Origin of the sequence: Streptococcus sp. CF8_Ac1-9 (assembly GCF_024295565.1) — a bacterium.
GTDB lineage: Bacteria > Bacillota > Bacilli > Lactobacillales > Streptococcaceae > Streptococcus > Streptococcus parasanguinis_X.
The window spans coordinates 17,857-33,566 of record NZ_JANCOY010000005.1 but is presented as its reverse complement, the minus strand read 5'-3'; the positions used below and the strand labels follow the sequence as shown (position 1 = coordinate 33,566).

General features: G+C 45.7%; 14 protein-coding genes and 1 pseudogene. 14 read left to right on the top strand and 1 reads right to left on the bottom strand.

Going from position 1 to position 15,710, the window contains the following annotated elements; all coding sequences use genetic code 11:
* The first annotated feature begins 9 nt into the window (after positions 1-9).
* The 14 genes and pseudogenes from NML76_RS08395 (at position 10) to NML76_RS08330 (ending at position 14,767) form a co-directional block, all read left to right on the top strand.
* Entirely contained in the window at positions 10-1,287 is a 1,278-nt protein-coding gene (locus NML76_RS08395) for an MATE family efflux transporter (protein ID WP_254733297.1), read from the top strand.
* A complete protein-coding gene (locus NML76_RS08390) occupies positions 1,284-1,913 on the top strand; it encodes an HAD-IA family hydrolase (protein WP_254733295.1) in 630 nt (209 codons plus the stop codon). Before NML76_RS08395 ends, NML76_RS08390 begins: the two co-directional genes overlap by 4 nt.
* Before the next feature lie 268 nt (positions 1,914-2,181).
* On the top strand, positions 2,182-2,610 hold the full coding sequence (locus tag NML76_RS08385; RefSeq protein WP_254733293.1) for a MarR family winged helix-turn-helix transcriptional regulator: 429 nt from the start codon (positions 2,182-2,184) through the stop codon (positions 2,608-2,610).
* Between the two features lie 15 nt (positions 2,611-2,625).
* Positions 2,626-2,988: a DUF1304 domain-containing protein gene (locus NML76_RS08380; protein WP_003009544.1), complete on the top strand. Its 363-nt coding sequence runs from the start codon at positions 2,626-2,628 to the stop codon at positions 2,986-2,988.
* A gap of 442 nt (positions 2,989-3,430) precedes the next feature.
* A complete protein-coding gene (gene trpE / locus NML76_RS08375) occupies positions 3,431-4,789 on the top strand; it encodes an anthranilate synthase component I (RefSeq protein WP_254733291.1) in 1,359 nt (452 codons plus the stop codon).
* Positions 4,786-5,346, top strand: a pseudogene (locus tag NML76_RS08370) (aminodeoxychorismate/anthranilate synthase component II); the annotation flags it as partial. The gene trpE and the pseudogene NML76_RS08370, both read left to right, overlap by 4 nt.
* 9 nt (positions 5,347-5,355) lie before the next feature.
* The gene (gene trpD, locus NML76_RS08365) at positions 5,356-6,360 is read left to right on the top strand and encodes an anthranilate phosphoribosyltransferase (RefSeq protein WP_254733314.1); all 1,005 of its coding nucleotides are present in this window, start codon (positions 5,356-5,358) and stop codon (positions 6,358-6,360) included.
* Positions 6,357-7,124 carry an indole-3-glycerol phosphate synthase TrpC gene (gene trpC / locus NML76_RS08360; RefSeq protein WP_254733289.1) on the top strand — a complete coding sequence of 256 codons (768 nt, stop codon included), beginning with the start codon at positions 6,357-6,359 and terminating at the stop codon, positions 7,122-7,124. The genes trpD and trpC overlap by 4 nt, the downstream gene beginning before the upstream one ends.
* Positions 7,111-7,698 (top strand): phosphoribosylanthranilate isomerase, encoded by a 588-nt coding sequence (locus NML76_RS08355; RefSeq protein ID WP_254733287.1) that lies wholly within the window; start codon positions 7,111-7,113, stop codon positions 7,696-7,698. Before trpC ends, NML76_RS08355 begins: the two co-directional genes overlap by 14 nt.
* Positions 7,688-8,893 (top strand): tryptophan synthase subunit beta, encoded by a 1,206-nt coding sequence (gene trpB / locus NML76_RS08350; protein ID WP_254733285.1) that lies wholly within the window; start codon positions 7,688-7,690, stop codon positions 8,891-8,893. Before NML76_RS08355 ends, trpB begins: the two co-directional genes overlap by 11 nt.
* Position 8,894: 1 nt before the next feature.
* On the top strand, positions 8,895-9,671 hold the full coding sequence (trpA, locus tag NML76_RS08345; protein WP_254733283.1) for a tryptophan synthase subunit alpha: 777 nt from the start codon (positions 8,895-8,897) through the stop codon (positions 9,669-9,671).
* Between the two features lie 141 nt (positions 9,672-9,812).
* The gene (locus tag NML76_RS08340; protein ID WP_254733281.1) at positions 9,813-11,276 is read left to right on the top strand and encodes an alpha-L-fucosidase; all 1,464 of its coding nucleotides are present in this window, start codon (positions 9,813-9,815) and stop codon (positions 11,274-11,276) included.
* Between the two features lie 257 nt (positions 11,277-11,533).
* Positions 11,534-14,179 carry a DNA polymerase I gene (gene polA, locus NML76_RS08335; protein ID WP_254733279.1) on the top strand — a complete coding sequence of 882 codons (2,646 nt, stop codon included), beginning with the start codon at positions 11,534-11,536 and terminating at the stop codon, positions 14,177-14,179.
* Positions 14,180-14,314: 135 nt separating this feature from the next.
* Entirely contained in the window at positions 14,315-14,767 is a 453-nt protein-coding gene (locus NML76_RS08330; protein WP_021154247.1) for a CoA-binding protein, read from the top strand.
* Between the two features lie 57 nt (positions 14,768-14,824).
* Here NML76_RS08330 and NML76_RS08325 read toward each other — a convergent pair whose 3' ends face one another.
* A complete protein-coding gene (locus NML76_RS08325; protein WP_254733277.1) occupies positions 14,825-15,694 on the bottom strand; it encodes a DUF975 family protein in 870 nt (289 codons plus the stop codon).
* Between the last annotated feature and the right edge of the window lie 16 nt (positions 15,695-15,710).

Sequence of the window (15,710 nt, the reverse complement as noted above, 5' to 3'; positions counted from 1 at the left end):
TCTATACGCATGAATTCATACAAAAAAATCTTAAACATCGCCCTTCCTGCCATGGGTGAAAATTTCTTACAAATGCTGATGGGCATGGTGGACTCTTATTTAGTGGCTCACCTGGGCTTGATTGCCATTTCAGGTGTTTCCGTCGCAGGGAATATCATCACCATCTATCAAGCCATCTTTTTGGCACTGGGTGCGGCAGTTGCCAGTGTTATGTCCAAAAGCTTGGGTGAAAAAAATCAAGCCAACATTGCCTACCATGCGACAGAGTCACTGAAGGTGACCTTGTTGTTGAGTGCTCTCTTAGGAGGGGCTTCGCTGTTATTTGGACGCCAGATGATTTCGCTGTTGGGGACTGAAGCTGCAGTAGCCGAAAGCGGGGGGATTTACCTTTCCTTGGTCGGCGGGACCATAGTTCTCTTAGGCTTGATGACGACCTTGGGCTCCTTGGTTCGGGTGGCCAACAATCCACGTATTCCTATGTATGTGAGCCTGTTGACCAATCTATTAAACGCTCTGTTCTCCTCTGTGGCCATTTTCCTTTTTGGTTGGGGGATTGTCGGCGCAGCTTTGGGGACGGTGCTGGCTCGTCTGGTGGGCGTTATCCTCTTGTGGCAAAAGGTCCGGCTACCCTTTGCCCCCCTTGGTTGGGGATTGGATCGTAAGCTCTTGAACTTAGCACTTCCAGCTGCCGGGGAGCGGCTGATGATGCGGGCCGGAGATGTGGTGATCATTGCGATCGTGGTTGCTTTTGGGACCGAGGCAGTCGCAGGAAATGCCATCGGAGAGACCTTGACCCAGTTCAACTACATGCCTGTATTTGGAGTGGCCACAGCGACGGTTATGCTCGTGGCACGGAGCCTGGGTGAAGGTGATCTTGAGCAGATTGCCCGCCTTCGAAAGCAGTCTTACTGGTTGTCCTTCGTGTTAATGTTACCCATTGCCTTGGGAATCTTTTTTGGGGGCACCCTTCTGACCCATCTCTACACACAAGATACAAAAGCAGTCGAAGCTAGTCTATCGGTTGTCCTCTTTTCTTTGTTGGGAACGCCGTTTACAGCAGGAACGGTCATCTATACAGCAGTTTGGCAAGGTTTGGGAAATGGGAAACTTCCATTTTATGCAACGACGATTGGCATGTGGGTCATTCGAATTGGAGCCGGTTATCTGCTTGGAGTAACCCTTGGTTTTGGCCTTCCAGGGGTCTGGACGGGAACGCTGCTGGACAATGGCTTTCGTTGGCTATTTTTGAGTCAACTATATAGACGAAAAGTAGGAGAGAGAAAATGACAAAACGAGCCTTTATTTGGGATTTGGATGGGACCTTGCTGGATTCCTATGATGCTATTCTGGCAGGTCTTGAGGAGACCTATGCAACTTATCAGCTCCCATTTGACCGAGCCAGCATTAAAGACTACATCTTAAAGCATTCGGTTCAAGATCTTTTAGTAGCTGTGGCAGAGGAGTATCATCTGGATGTGACGGACTTAAATCATCGCCGAGCAGAAAGTCTAGCAGAGAAAAATGCCCAGCTCCTTCTGATGGATGGGGCGCGTGATGTCCTATCTTGGGGACAAGAAGCTGGAATTGAGCAGTTTGTCTATACCCATAAGGGAGAGAATGCCTTTGTCATCCTGCGGGACTTGGGTTTGGAATCTTTTTTTACAGAGATTTTGACCAGTCAAAGTGGTTTTGCCCGCAAGCCTGACCCAGAAGCTGCTAGGTATCTGATGGAGAAGTACGGGTTGGAGCCAGAAAAGACCTACTATATTGGGGATCGGAGCCTGGATATTGACTTTGCAAGAAATAGCCAGATTCAGAGTATCAATTTCTTGACGTCTGACTATCAAGGCAATCATCATATGAACACCTTACTAGATATTCCAGGTATTTTAAACGCTGAAAAGAATCTGTAAAGAATTTGTTTTCATTTTGAAATAAAGTCGTAAGCTTTCTTTAAGAAATGTCCGCTATAATAGAAGCATAAACAAAGACCTCCTAACTTTGTTTAGAAAAATCCTAAAACTTTTCTTTTTCATAATAATCTCCCTAAGAGTCGCCCAATCAGGCGGCTTTTTTTGTGCGAAAGAATAGTGCAAGCTCTTTTTCTTGCCAGGATAGAAGAAAAAGTTTATAATTGACTTATCAATTATTGATTTATCAAAAATAATACGGAGAAGGAATATGGCAGAAATAAATGATTTGCTCTACCAACTACGTTTGGCAGATCAATCAACTACGCAACTTTTTGAAAAGCGCCTAGGGATTAGCTTAACGCGTTACCAAATCTTGCAGGATTTGTTAGAACAAGCGCCTTGCAATCAGATCGCGGTTCAGGAGCGCTTGCAGATTGATCCAGCGGCTTTAACCCGGCATTTCAAAATATTAGAAAAGGAAGGATTTGTCCATCGGAGTCGAAATCCAAAGAATCAGCGGGAAATCATAATTCATTTGACGGATACGGCCTATAATCGTTTGGTCAAACATCCCCCTTGCCATCATGTGACGGTGAAAGAACAGATGAGTCGGATTTTGACTGCTCAAGAACAAGAGCAATTTTCTTACCTGCTGGACAAATTAGTATCTGGCATTGAACAAATAACAGTTGAATAAAAAGGAGAATCTACGATGTCATTACTGACGATTATTTTAGCAAGTCTTGCTGCACTGGAGCATTTGTATATTTTTTATTTGGAGAGCATCAGAACCACATCTGATACCACAAGTCGGGTTTTCAACATGGATAAAGAAGAACTCGCTCGCCCATCTGTGACCTCTTTATTTAAGAATCAAGGGATATACAATGCCTTGATTGGGGTGTTTCTCTTGTATGGATTGTTTGTCTCTAAAAATAGTGAAGTTGTTACGATTTTTGTGCTTTTTATTATTGGAGCTGCAGCCTACGGTGCGATGACAGCCAATAAAAAGATTATCTTGACCCAAGGTGGTCCTGCAATTTTAGCTTTATTGAGTATCCTATTGTTGGGATAAAAAGGACGGGACGCTAGGGCTCTTTGAGCTGATTTTATTAAATAAGTGTAGAAAAAAGTATAAAAAAAGACTAAAAATTTTATTGACTTTCTAAGAAAAAGGGTTATAATGGTAGCAACAGAAAAGTAATGAGTCAGCTATTTTCAGGGAGCTTGTGGGAATTGCGAACAAGCAATAGCGACTGATGAAAATTGGACTGTTATGATCAATGAATTCTAACCCATGTGAATTCGGTTGGCACCCCTTACCGTGCAACTCCTTGATAGAGGAGATAGAGATGTAGGGAAAGACCAGCTATTTTTCCCTATAAAAGAGGTGGCACCGCGGACAACACGCCCTCACACAGTTTTTTGTGTGAGGGCTTTTCTATGTGTTTAGCAAGCGAAGCAGGGTGCGGCTGAATTTATTAGAATAAAAGAGTTCTAAAAGAGAGGTTTCTGATATGAAAAAAGTTTTATCTGCTGATGTGTTGAGTCCAATTTTGGCTTATATGCGTTTGAATGCGCCCCATAAAATGATCTTAGAGTCGATCCCTCGTGAAAAAGAGAATGCGCGTTTTTCAATTGTAGCCTATCGGCCGGTCAGTGAAGTCAAGTTTGAAAATGGTGTCCTCTATTACAATGATCAAATTATCGAAGAGGATCCTTTGGACTTTTTGAATCGCATCACGGTCAAAACGAAAACTTCTGAAGAGCTTCCTTTTAACGGTGGGGCGATTGGATTTGTCGGCTATGACTTGATTGGCCTCTATGAGAACATTGGCTCCATTCCTGAAGATACGATCGGCACCCCAGATCTCCACTTTTTCTTATATGAGAGCTATGTGATTTTTGATCACAAAAAGGAAAAGGTCTATGTGGTGGAAGAGAACCACTATAGTGGACGGAGTGAAGCAGAGCAAGCATCGAGCTTGGAGCAAGTATTAGCACAATTGGCAAGACCTGCAAAAGAAGAGTTTCAGGACAAGGACCTGCATGCGCTTCATTTCCACAATCATTTGGAGCAAAAAGAGTTTGAGGAAATGGTGACCCTAGCGCGGGACTATATTCGAAAAGGAGATATGTTCCAATGCGTGCTCAGTCAACGTTTTTCAGCTGATTTTTCAGGAAAACCGCTAGATTATTACCGCAATTTGCGCGTGACCAACCCTTCGAATTATCTCTACTTTTATGATTTTGGGGAGTACCAAATTATCGGGGCTAGTCCAGAAAGTCTGGTGTCGGTCAAGGATCGAGTGGTGACAACCAATCCTATTGCTGGCACGCGTCCAAGAGGGATCGATGAAGAGGCTGATCGGCAATTGGCAGCTGATTTGGCAGGGGATCCAAAAGAAGTCGCAGAACACCGGATGTTGGTGGATCTAGGGCGAAACGATATTGGGCGTATCGCCCAAAATGGGTCGGTTGAAGTGACCAAATATATGGAGGTGGAGTTCTTCCGTTATGTGATGCACCTGACGAGTGTGGTCAAGGGTCAATTGCTTCCTGGACTAGCCTCTATTGAGGCTCTGAAGGCAACTCTTCCAGCTGGGACCGTTTCGGGTGCTCCCAAGATTCGAGCCATGAAGCGAATCTATGAGGCAGAAAAAGAGAAACGTGGCGTCTATGCGGGTGCTATTGGCTATCTCTCTGTGACGGGGGATCTCGATTTTGCTATTGCGATTCGAACCATGATCCTCAAAAATAAGAAGGCTTATGTGCAGGCTGGAGCAGGAATCGTTTATGATTCGATCGCTGAAAATGAATACCAAGAAACCGTCAATAAGGCAAAATCGATGACAAGGATTGGAGAAGAAGGATGATTTTATTAGTAGATAATTACGATTCATTTACCTACAATTTAGCACAGTATATCGGAAAATTTGATGAGGTCCAGGTGCTTCGAAATGATGATCCGGATTTGTACCAAGTTGCCCAAGAAGCAGATGCCTTGGTCTTTTCTCCAGGTCCAGGTTGGCCAAAGGATGCGGGCAAGATGGAGGACATGATCCGAGATTTCGCGGGGATCAAACCAATCTTGGGGATTTGCTTGGGGCATCAAGCGATTGCGGAAGTTTTTGGAGGGCGCTTGGGATTGGCACCACAGGTCATGCATGGCAAACAAAGCCGGATCCAGCTAGAAGCTCCCTCTCCGCTATACGCGGGTGTCGCAAAAGAAGTCCCAGTCATGCGCTACCATTCGCTGACGATTGAAGACATGCCAGAGGATTTTGTCATTACCTCTCGTACGACGGATGATCAAGCCATTATGGGAATTCAACACCGTAGCTTACCGATTTATGGTTTTCAATACCATCCAGAAAGTATCGGGACGCCAGATGGGCTCAAGACCATCGAAAATTTTGTCAAACTAGTCAAGGAGCGGAAGATGAAACAAGTGCTTGCAAAGGTAGCGGAAAGAATGGATCTAACCAGTGCAGAGTTAGAAGCTGCCATGGAGGAAGTTGTTGCTGGTCGTGCTTCAGAAGCACAGGTAACGGCCCTTCTTCTAGGTCTCAAAATGAAGGGAGAAACGGTTGAAGAGCGGACGGCTATTGCAAAAGTGATGCAGGCCTATGCAGTCGCTATTCCTACAGAAGTTCAAGGAGCGATGGACAATTGTGGAACGGGGGGCGATCGTTCGTATAGTTTCAATATTTCAACAACAGCTGCCTTCGTCCTTGCTGGTGGTGGCATCAAGATGGCGAAACACGGAAATCGTTCGATCTCTTCTAAATCTGGTTCTGCGGATGTGCTAGAAGCTCTAGGGATTAACCTTGATTTGGGTCCAGAAGATTTGGGAAGAGTGTTTGAAAAGGCGGGAATTGTCTTCCTATTTGCCAAAAATCTACATCCTGGCATGCGCTATATTATGCCCGCTCGCTTGGCATTAGGGGTTCCAACGGTGATGAACTTAACTGGTCCTCTTATCAATCCGATTCCTCTAGAAACCCAGCTATTGGGAACCAGTCGTCCGGATATGCTGGAAAGTACGGCAGAGATTCTAAAGAATTTAGGTCGAAAACGCGCAGTGGTAGTGAGTGGTCCACAAGGTTTGGATGAGGCAGGCCTTGATGGAGAAACCCAGCTCGCTATTCTGGAAAATGGACAGGTTACCTTATCCAGCGTTCAACCAGAAGATATCGGAATGGAGCGCATTAAAATAGATCAAGTACGAGGTGGAGACGCCAAATGCAATGCGGAAATTTTGCTCAGTGTCTTGAAGAATGAAGCGAGTCCCTTCTTAGAGGTGACTGTCTTGAATGCTGGCCTTGGTTTTTATGCCAACGGCAAGGTAGATTCTATCAAGGAGGGAATTGCCTTGGCACGTGAAGTGATTGCCAGTGGGGCCGCCCTTGAGAAATTGAGATTATTACAGGAGTATCAAAAATGAGTCAAGAATTCTTGCCAAAGATTCTAAAGGAAAAGGCGCGTGAAGTGGCTGTGCTGAAAGAAGAGGAACTCCAACCTTTGCGCGAGACCTACCGCTTGTATGATTACCTAAAGAGTCATCCAGAAAAGCTTCAGGTTATTGCGGAAGTGAAAAAGGCTAGTCCGAGTCTGGGAGATATTCATGTCGATGTGGATATCGTCGCGCAGGCTAAGACTTACGAAGAAAATGGGGCCGTGATGATTTCTGTCTTGACTGATGAAGTGTTTTTCAAGGGCAGTATCGAGTATCTCCGGGAAATATCTAGTCAAGTACGTATCCCCACCCTCAACAAAGATTTCATTGTGGATGAAAAGCAAATAATTCGGGCGCGAAACGCAGGGGCGACCGTGATCTTGTTGATAGTTGCAGCCTTATCAGAGACTCGTCTGAAAGAACTCTTCGATTTTGCGACCCATCTTGGCCTGGAGGTCTTGGTGGAGACCCATAATCTGACAGAACTAGAGGTCGCTCACCGGATTGGGGCTCAGATCATCGGGGTCAATAATCGCAACTTGGTGACCTTTGAGACAGATCTTTATACAAGCCTTGAATTGGCGACAAGCTTTGAACAAGAACCGGTCTATATCTCTGAGTCTGCTATTTTCGCAGCAGCAGACGCGCGCATGCTGGCTCCTGATTTTAATGGCATTCTTGTTGGGACAGCGCTCATGAAGGCAGACAATGTGGCTGAAAAAGTAAAGGAGTTGCAGATTGACAAAGGTTAAAATTTGCGGATTGTCCACTCCAGAAGCCGTGCAGACGGCTGTTGAAGCCGGTGCGGACTACATTGGTTTTGTCTTTGCACCAAGCAAACGGCAAGTCACGTTGGAACAAGCTCGGCAGTTGGCTACAGGGATTCCAAAGGGGGTTCAAAAAGTCGGTGTTTTTGTATCGCCACAAAGAGAAGAAGTGGAGCAAGCTTGCCAAGTTGTGGGTTTGGACCTGATACAAGTGCATGGACCGATGGATGAAACCATCTTGCAAGACCTTCCCCAACAAATGATTCGCGCTGTTCAAGTGGGGAAAGACGCGACTCTTCCTGAGACCAGTGCCGATTATCTGCTCTTTGATGCTCCTGTAGCAGGAAGTGGAGAGACGTTTAACTGGCAAGAACTCGAAAGTCAAAACTTCACAAAGCCCTTCTTTATTGCAGGAGGCTTGACGGAAGACAATGTAGCAGATGCCATTCGCTTCTTTTATCCTTATGCGGTGGATGTATCCAGTGGGGTCGAGACAAATGGAATAAAAGATCAAGAAAAGATAAAACGATTTATAGAAAGGGTCAAGCATGGCATATAAACAACCAGATAAAAACGGATTTTACGGGCGGTTCGGGGGACGATTTGTCCCTGAAACCTTGATGACAGCAGTTTTAGAATTAGAAAAGGCCTACAGAGAAAGTCAAGCAGATCCTTCTTTTCAAGCAGAATTGGATCAGCTTCTGAAACAATATGTCGGTCGGGAAACACCGCTCTATTACGCCAAGAATCTAACCAAGTATGTCGGTGGAGCCAAGATCTTTCTAAAAAGAGAAGATCTCAACCACACAGGGGCTCATAAAATTAATAATGCCCTAGGACAGGTTTTGCTGGCACACCGAATGGGTAAAAAGAAGATCATCGCAGAAACAGGGGCTGGACAGCACGGTGTTGCAACGGCAACAGCCGCTGCTTTATTTGATATGGAATGTACCATCTACATGGGGGAAGAAGATGTCAGACGCCAAGCCCTTAATGTCTTTCGGATGGAGTTGTTGGGGGCAAAGGTTCAATCGGTAACAGATGGATCGCGTGTTCTCAAGGATGCAGTCAATGCTGCCCTTAGAGCCTGGGTAGCAAATGTGGAGGATACCCACTATATCATGGGTTCTGCTCTAGGACCTCACCCATTCCCAGAAATTGTCCGTGATTTTCAAAGTGTCATTGGCCGAGAAGCCAAACGCCAATTTGCAGAGCAAAATGATGGTGCATTACCAAATGCAGTTTTAGCCTGTGTAGGAGGCGGATCGAACGCCATTGGGCTCTTTTATCCTTTTGTTGAAGATACATCTGTTGCCATGTATGGGGCAGAAGCTGCTGGGCTTGGAGTAGATACAGACCAGCATGCAGCAACCTTGACCAAGGGACGTCCGGGAGTCCTTCACGGCGCCTTGATGGATGTTTTACAGGATGCGCATGGACAGATTTTAGAAGCCTTCTCGATTTCAGCAGGCCTCGATTATCCAGGAATTGGGCCAGAGCATTCTTATTTCCATGAAATCAAGCGGGCAACCTATGTGCCTGTGACAGACCAAGAAGCCCTAGAAGCTTTTCAATTGCTTTCAAAAGTAGAAGGAATTATTCCGGCCCTGGAATCGAGCCATGCTATCGCCTATGCGGTGAAATTGGCTAAGGAGATGGGACCTGAAAAATCCATGATCGTTTGTTTGTCAGGTCGTGGGGACAAAGATGTGGTACAAGTCAAAGACCGCCTAGAACAAGAGAGGGGAGAGTAAGATGGGAAAGACCTTAACAGAGCATTTACAAAAGCTGAAAGACCAGCAGCGAGGGATCTTTGTTCCTTATATTATGGCAGGAGATAATGAAAAAGGCTTGGCAGGTTTGCAGGAAACCATCCAATTTTTGGAGGAGCTTGGTGTCTCAGCTATTGAGGTTGGTATTCCTTTTTCAGATCCGGTGGCAGATGGTCCTGTGATTGAAGAGGCGGGACTACGAAGTTTAGCCCATGGGACGACAACAGAGGAACTGGTGCAGACGATCCAGCACTTAGAGACAAGTGTTCCTTTGGTCATCATGACCTATTTCAACCCCTTATTCCAATATGGGCTCGAAAACTTCTTTAGAGATGTAGAAGGAACAGCGGTCAAGGGAGTAATTATTCCCGATCTTCCTCATGAGCATGCGGATCTGGTAGAGCCTCTCTTAGTGGATAAAGACATCGCTTTGGTGCCGCTAGTGAGCTTAACCACAGGAATCGAGCGCCAGAAGAAATTGATCCATGATGCAGAAGGATTTATCTATGCCGTTGCTGTCAATGGAGTGACGGGCAAAGCTGGTAGCTATCGAGATGACTTGGACCACCACTTGGCCCAATTACACGAAATAGCGTCCATTCCTGTTTTAACAGGTTTTGGAGTTTCCAGCATGGAGGATGTTCACCGTTTCAACAAGGTCTCGGATGGAGTGATTGTGGGGTCCAAAATTGTTAAGGCTCTTCACCAAGGGGAGACAGATGCCATCGCTCGTTTCATTTCTCAAGCAGTGAAAGTCTAGAAGCTTCATTTCATTCATCATCAGCTTGATTCTCCTAGATCAAGCTCTTTGTCTACTATTTTAAACATTCCCCTCGTTGGCCTTTACAAACGAGGCTTTCTCGTTACAATAGAGGTAGTAACAAGAAAAGAGGAGAAGAGAATGATAAGCCTTGAAGAGATTGATCAAGTTGTCCAGTCAGGTCCTTTTGAACCAACCTGGGACTCTCTTAGCCATCAAGTCTGTCCGGATTGGTATCGGGATGCCAAATTTGGAATGTTTATCCACTGGGGCGTCTACAGTGTACCTGCCTTTGGTTCGGAATGGTATTCGCGAAATATGTATATCCAAGGGAATCCTTGCTATGACTATCATCGAGAGCATTTTGGAGACCAGGCTAGCTTTGGCTACAAGGATCTCATTCCTCTATTTACAGCCGATCAATTTGATCCAGCATCTTGGCTGGATCTCTTTCAAAAAGCGGGAGTCCAGTATCTTTTTCCAGTTGCGGAGCACCACGATGGTTTTCAGATGTATGCCTCTACTCTCTCGCCTTATAATAGCTTAGAAATGGGGCCGAAACGAGATGTCTTAGGAGAGTTGAGGGAGGAAGCAGAAAAACGTGGCCTGCACTTCTGTACGTCCTCTCACCGGGCAGAGCACCAGTTTTTCTTTTCACATGGCAAGGAATTCACTAGTGACATTCCGCAAGAAATCCCAAGAGACAGCCTTTATTGGCCAGCCGAGCCAGAGCCAAAGGATCATTTTGATCTGACTTCCAAGCCTTATCCAAGTAAAGAATTCTTGGAAGATTGGCTGTTGCGAACCTGTGAACTGGTGCGGGACTACCAGCCAGAGCTCCTATATTTTGACTGGTGGATCCAGCATGAGAGTTTCCGTCCTTACTTGATGCGCTTTTTGGCGTATTATTACAATCTAGCAGCACAAGAGGATCGCAAGGTGGCTGTTTGTTACAAACAGGATGCCCTCCCTTTCTGTTCAGGAATCGTTGAGATGGAGCGGGGAGGATACGGAGAGACGCAAGCCTTTCCGTGGCAAATGGATACCGCGATCGCCCGTAATTCTTGGTGCTATACCCAGGATCTAGCCTACAAGACCAGTAAGGAATTGCTACAAAATTTAGTCGATGTTGTGGCCAAAAATGGCAATCTTCTGCTCAATATTGGACCCAAGGCAGATGGCACTATCCCTGAGCAAGACCAAGACATCCTCACAGAGATCGGGGACTGGCTGGCGGTAAATGGAGAAGCCATTTATCAGAGTCGGCCTTGGCGGGTGTCATCGGACGGACCGACCGAGGCCCAGGAAGGTTCCTTCTCAGACGGGAAAGCGCCACTCTATACCAGCCAAGATTTCCGCTATACCATGCGTGAAGGCCTGCTTTATGCTATTCAGCTGGAACCAAGTGGAAGGATAGAAGAGCTGACCTTGCCGTCTCTCGCCTATGATCTCAAGCAACCGAGAATCCTTCATGCGCGCATTCAAAAGGTGGAACTCCTTGGAGAAAGTCAGCTTCTTTCTTGGAGCCAAGATGAGACAGGGCTCCATCTTCAGTTACCAGCTTGTAGGAAAAAACAACCGCGTGTTTTGCGCCTCAGCTTTTAGTTTTCTTGAAGCTTTCTATAAGGAATCGTTTAGGTTTCTCTAGTATACTGTACTCATCCAATAAGAAATGAGGTACAGAAAATGAAAATCTCAGTTAATTATCCAAAACGCTTTAAGAAATTGCCACAACAAGGTTCTTGTTACGGCGAATAAACACTTCTCTTCATTTTTCATAAGAAACTCCTAAAGAAGGCTCTACCCGAAAGGGTAGAGTTTTTATGTACCAGAGACCTTGTGATTCGTGGTATAATAAGCCTATGGAAAAAAAGAACAAATTACTACTCATCGACGGGTCTTCCGTCGCTTTTCGTGCCTTTTTTGCACTCTATAATCAAATTGATCGCTTCAAAAATGCTAATGGTCTGCATACCAATGCGGTCTATGGCTTTAATCTCATGTTGAGCCATCTCTTGGAGCGCATCCAACCAACCCATGTCCTCGTTGCTTTTGATGCAGGAAAGACGACTTTTCGGACGGAGATGTATGCCGACTACAAAGGGGGCCGTGCAAAAACTCCAGATGAGTTCCGTGAGCAGTTTCCTTTCATTCGTGAGCAACTGGATCATTTGGGAATCTGCCATTATGAGCTGGCCCAGTATGAAGCGGATGATATTATTGGAACACTAGATAAGATGGCCGAAGCTAGCTCGGTGCCCTTTGATGTGACCATTGTCTCTGGGGATAAGGATTTAATCCAGCTGACAGATGATAATACGGTGGTTGAAATTTCCAAAAAAGGGGTGGCAGAGTTTGAAGAATTCACTCCAGCCTATCTCAAAGAAAAGATGGGACTGACACCAGAGCAGTTTATTGACCTCAAGGCCTTGATGGGAGATAAGTCGGATAATATCCCAGGTGTTACTAAGATCGGAGAAAAGACCGGGATCAAACTACTCCTAGAGTACGGCTCTCTTGATGGCATTTACGAGCATATCGACGAGATGAAGGCTTCTAAGATGAAGGAAAACCTCATCAACGACAAGGAGCAGGCCTATCTGTCTAAGACTCTCGCAACCATCGATACCAATGCTCCCATTGAAATTGGGCTGGACGATATCACCTATACGGGCCCTCATCTAGAAAATCTTGCCAAGTTTTATGAGGAGATGGGCTTCAAGCAACTCCGTCAGGCCTTGGATCTTAGTGGAGAAGAAGCGGCTCCTGTAGCCATTGACTATACAGAAGTCGAGCAAGTCGCTTCAGATATGCTCACGGAAGATAGTTTCTTCCATTTTGAGATTTTTGGGGACAATTACCATACGGAATCCATCATCGGTTTCGCATGGGGGACCAAAGGTCAGCTCTACGCGAGTACAGATACTGGTCTTTTACAAACACCGATTTTCAAAGAATTTCTCGAAAAAACGCCCCTCAAGGTCTATGACTTCAAGCGGGCCAAGGTCTTGCTCAGCCACTTGGGCATTCCCCTTCAAAATCCCGCGTTTGACAGTCGATTGGCCAAGTATCTCTTGTCGACCGTAGAGGACAATGAGATTTCAACCATTGCGAGTCTCTATAGTCAGATTGCGCTGCCGCTGGATGAAGTCGTTTATGGCAAGGGAGCCAAAAAAGCTATCCCAGAAAAGGCGGTCCTATTAGAGCATTTGGCACGGAAAGTCGCTGTTTTACTAGACACGGAAGAACCCATGGTAGAGCAGTTGCAGGCCCATGATCAACTAGATTTGCTCTATGATATGGAGCAACCGCTAGCAGCTGTTTTGGCCAAGATGGAAATCGCGGGGATCAAGGTAGAGCGCCAGACCCTAGAAGACATGCAGGTGGAAAACGAAGTGGTCTTGGAGCGCTTGACCCAAGAAATCTACGAGCTTGCAGGAGAAGAGTTCAACATCAATTCTCCAAAACAATTGGGCGTCATCCTCTTTGAAAAATTGGAACTCCCTCTTGAATACACCAAGAAGACCAAAACCGGCTATTCAACAGCTGTTGATGTCTTGGAACGCCTGGCTCCAATTGCACCGATCGTGTCTAAGATTCTTGAATACCGCCAAATTGCTAAGATCCAGTCAACCTATGTCATCGGTCTTCAAGATTGGATTTTGGAAGATGGGAAGATCCATACCCGTTATGTACAGGATTTGACGCAGACAGGCCGCTTGTCCAGCGTGGATCCCAACCTGCAAAACATTCCTGTCCGTTTGGAGCAAGGTCGTCTTATTCGTAAGGCCTTTGTCCCAGAAGAGGAAAACAGTGTCTTGTTGAGTTCGGACTATTCACAGATCGAACTGCGCGTCTTGGCCCATATTTCAGGAGATGAGCATTTGATTGATGCCTTTAAGCATGGGGCAGATATCCATACATCGACTGCTATGCGCGTCTTCAACATTGAAAAACCAGAAGATGTGACGCCAAATGACCGCCGCAATGCAAAAGCAGTAAACTTCGGTGTGGTTTATGGAATTTCCGACTTTGGCCTGTCTAACAACCTGGGGATCAGTCGAAAAGAAGCCAAGGCCTACATTGAGACCTATTTCGAACGCTACCCTGGCATCAAGGACTATATGGAGAGAGTGGTACGGGAAGCGCGTGATAAAGGCTATGTGGAGACTCTCTTCAAGCGCCGTCGGGAGATTCCAGATATCAATTCTCGCAACTTCAATGTTCGAGGGTTTGCGGAACGGACAGCTATTAACTCACCCATCCAAGGATCTGCAGCAGACATCTTGAAAATTGCCATGATCCACTTGGACCAAGCGCTAGAAAGAGGAGCATACAAGACCAAGATGCTTCTTCAGGTGCACGATGAAATCGTTCTGCAAGTACCAAGTGATGAACTGGCAGCGATCAAAGAACTCGTCAAAGAGACTATGGAATCCGCTATCGAACTTGCAGTTCCACTGGAAGCTGATGAGAATGAAGGCAAAACATGGTATGAAGCCAAATAAGATTGAGTTTGTCCAAAACAGAAAGCGGTAGGAGACTTTTCAGTTTCCTACCGTTTTTAACGACAAACACTTGCAATGCCTTCCGTATTGTTATACTATTTAAAGAAAGGAAACGCATACAAAAAGGAGATTCATATGGCCTATTCATTTCGCAATCCTAGTGATGGTATTATCAAACATTACCTAGAAACCAGCAAGATCATCGCTGTAGTTGGATTATCTGATCGTGAAGACACAACCAGTCATCGTGTCAGCAAGGAGATGCAAGAGCGGGGCTATCGGATTATTCCTGTCAACCCCCGTGCAGCTGGTGGCCAGATCCTTGGAGAAACGGTATATGCTAGCCTACAGGAAATTCCTTTCCCAGTAGATATCGTTGATGTGTACCGTCGCAGTGAGTTTTTACCAGATGTGGCACGTGATTTTATTGAGACGGATGCGAAAATTTTCTGGGCACAATTGGAGCTGGAAAATCAAGAAGCAGAAGAAATCCTTCGTGGAGCTGGACGAGAAGATATCGTCATGAACCGCTGTATCAAACGGGAACACACCCGACTGATCTTAGGAGACTCCCTATACGGTTTATAAATGATAAACAATTGACATAGAAGAAAACCCCAGCAAGCTGGGGTTTTCTTCTTACTCTTATTCAGTTTCATGGCTTGGATGGCCTGTAAAATGGCGAGGCCCTTGTTTAATCTGCTTGATTTGATCATAAAAGGCAATTTGGCAGTTGATAAAGTAAGGCATGGTATAAAAGCAGATGACATCGCGCGTGAAGTAATTCAAGAAGTACCAACCAATCAAGGTTAGATCGAGCACCAAGCGATTGCTGCGGAACCCTTTCATGGTTTCACGACTTTGGCGAAGGACTCCAAAGGCTCCCTTGTAGTCGCCGTCTCGTAATTGCTCGTAGAGGATCAATTCGACCAGGCTAAGACTGTAGTATTGTGGCAGGTAAAAGAGGAGGCCGATCAGGCCAAGTACGATGCCAGCAGTCATCAGAGGCATTTGTTGCATGAGAGATTGGAATTCAGGACTAGAAGCACTCAAAGTGCTCGGGTTGCTCACCTTATCGTAGATCGCCAAAAATCGAATGCTAGCGTAGGTGCTGATGAGGCTCCCTACATAGAGGATGAGTCCCCATAAAAAGAGGACGACTTGCTTTAAGATCAAGGTGGCAAATACAGAGGTAAAGCGATCTTGTTTAAAGATATCTAAGACGCGTGTTCGGTGTTCGATCTTGGGATTAATCGTATCTAAATAGCTAAAAGTCGCACCGACCACTAATATGGAGATGACAAAGGAGACGACAGAAGGAAAGAGCTGCCGCTGGATCATGTAGATACTTGCTTGCTGCAAGGTCATATCCGGTAGTAGATCGACCAGATCTTGCCCACTTAAGAGAAAGTTAGCAAGAATGGTCAACAGGACCGGAAGAGCAAAAAGGATAGCTAAGCCCGGTTGCTGGATTTGCATGGTACGTGCCCGGAGGCGAATCAGTTTAAGGTTCATAGATGACACTCTCTTC

Excerpts from the sequence above, each read along its gene's own strand:
- NML76_RS08395 (WP_254733297.1), top strand. The coding sequence starts at position 10 with ATGAATTCATACAAAAAAATCTTAAACATCGCCCTTCCTGCCATGGGT.
- NML76_RS08390 (WP_254733295.1), top strand. The coding sequence starts at position 1,284 with ATGACAAAACGAGCCTTTATTTGGGATTTGGATGGGACCTTGCTGGAT.
- NML76_RS08385 (WP_254733293.1), top strand. The coding sequence starts at position 2,182 with ATGGCAGAAATAAATGATTTGCTCTACCAACTACGTTTGGCAGATCAA.
- NML76_RS08380 (WP_003009544.1), top strand. The coding sequence starts at position 2,626 with ATGTCATTACTGACGATTATTTTAGCAAGTCTTGCTGCACTGGAGCAT.
- trpE (WP_254733291.1), top strand. The coding sequence starts at position 3,431 with ATGAAAAAAGTTTTATCTGCTGATGTGTTGAGTCCAATTTTGGCTTAT.
- trpD (WP_254733314.1), top strand. The coding sequence starts at position 5,356 with ATGAAACAAGTGCTTGCAAAGGTAGCGGAAAGAATGGATCTAACCAGT.
- trpC (WP_254733289.1), top strand. The coding sequence starts at position 6,357 with ATGAGTCAAGAATTCTTGCCAAAGATTCTAAAGGAAAAGGCGCGTGAA.
- trpB (WP_254733285.1), top strand. The coding sequence starts at position 7,688 with ATGGCATATAAACAACCAGATAAAAACGGATTTTACGGGCGGTTCGGG.
- trpA (WP_254733283.1), top strand. The coding sequence starts at position 8,895 with ATGGGAAAGACCTTAACAGAGCATTTACAAAAGCTGAAAGACCAGCAG.
- NML76_RS08340 (WP_254733281.1), top strand. The coding sequence starts at position 9,813 with ATGATAAGCCTTGAAGAGATTGATCAAGTTGTCCAGTCAGGTCCTTTT.
- polA (WP_254733279.1), top strand. The coding sequence starts at position 11,534 with ATGGAAAAAAAGAACAAATTACTACTCATCGACGGGTCTTCCGTCGCT.
- NML76_RS08330 (WP_021154247.1), top strand. The coding sequence starts at position 14,315 with ATGGCCTATTCATTTCGCAATCCTAGTGATGGTATTATCAAACATTAC.
- NML76_RS08325 (WP_254733277.1), bottom strand. The coding sequence starts at position 15,694 with ATGAACCTTAAACTGATTCGCCTCCGGGCACGTACCATGCAAATCCAG.